The organism is Methylobacterium sp. WL103 (assembly GCF_008039885.1).
Lineage (GTDB): Bacteria > Pseudomonadota > Alphaproteobacteria > Rhizobiales > Beijerinckiaceae > Methylobacterium > Methylobacterium cerastii.
Genome location: NZ_VRUX01001218.1, coordinates 1 through 565 on the forward strand (window position 1 = coordinate 1; position 565 = coordinate 565).

The following is a 565-nucleotide window of genomic DNA, read 5'->3' on the forward strand; positions in this document are numbered from 1 at the left end:
GGCCTGAAGGGCGGAGCGTGCGCGCCGCGGACTGATCCGCTCGATCGCGGTCGCAGCACGCGCCCTCCCCGCAGGCGGCCCTCCGCTGTTGCGCTGCGGCGACGGCGGCGCCTTGCGGAAAACGCCGTTAACCGACCGGTTACCATGACGACCTAGCGCCTTGCACCGAGTGCGGCGCACTTCCGCGCCGACCGGGCGTGGACCATGACCGTCATCGAGCTGGCCCTGATCGGATGGGCCGCGGCGAAGCCGCATCTCGACCTCTTCGGAACCCTCGGGCTCCTCCTCGGCTTCATCGCCGGGATCATGCCGCATCGGCGCGGGATGCTCCTCGCCTCCGCCGGCTGCGCCGCCGCCTTCGGCCTGCACTACCTGCATCTCGGCGCGTTCACCGGCACGGCGATGTGCGCCATCGCCGTCCTGCAGAACTTCGTCTCGATGCGGGCGATCGGGCCCGAGGGCCGCGCCGCCTGGGTCGCCCCGCTCTTTGCCGCGACCACGCTGGTCACCGTCGGGATGACCCTGGCGACCTGGAGCGGCTGGCCGTCGGCCTGCCGCTCCAGGT

The 565-nt window shown here is 72.4% G+C and carries 1 protein-coding gene; it reads left to right on the forward strand.

The genetic code is table 11. The features are described 5' to 3' along the window. Window positions 1-204: 204 nt before the first annotated feature. A partial coding sequence (locus FV222_RS28705) for a YgjV family protein (protein ID WP_147816511.1) occupies window positions 205-565 on the forward strand: 361 nt, incomplete at its 3' end.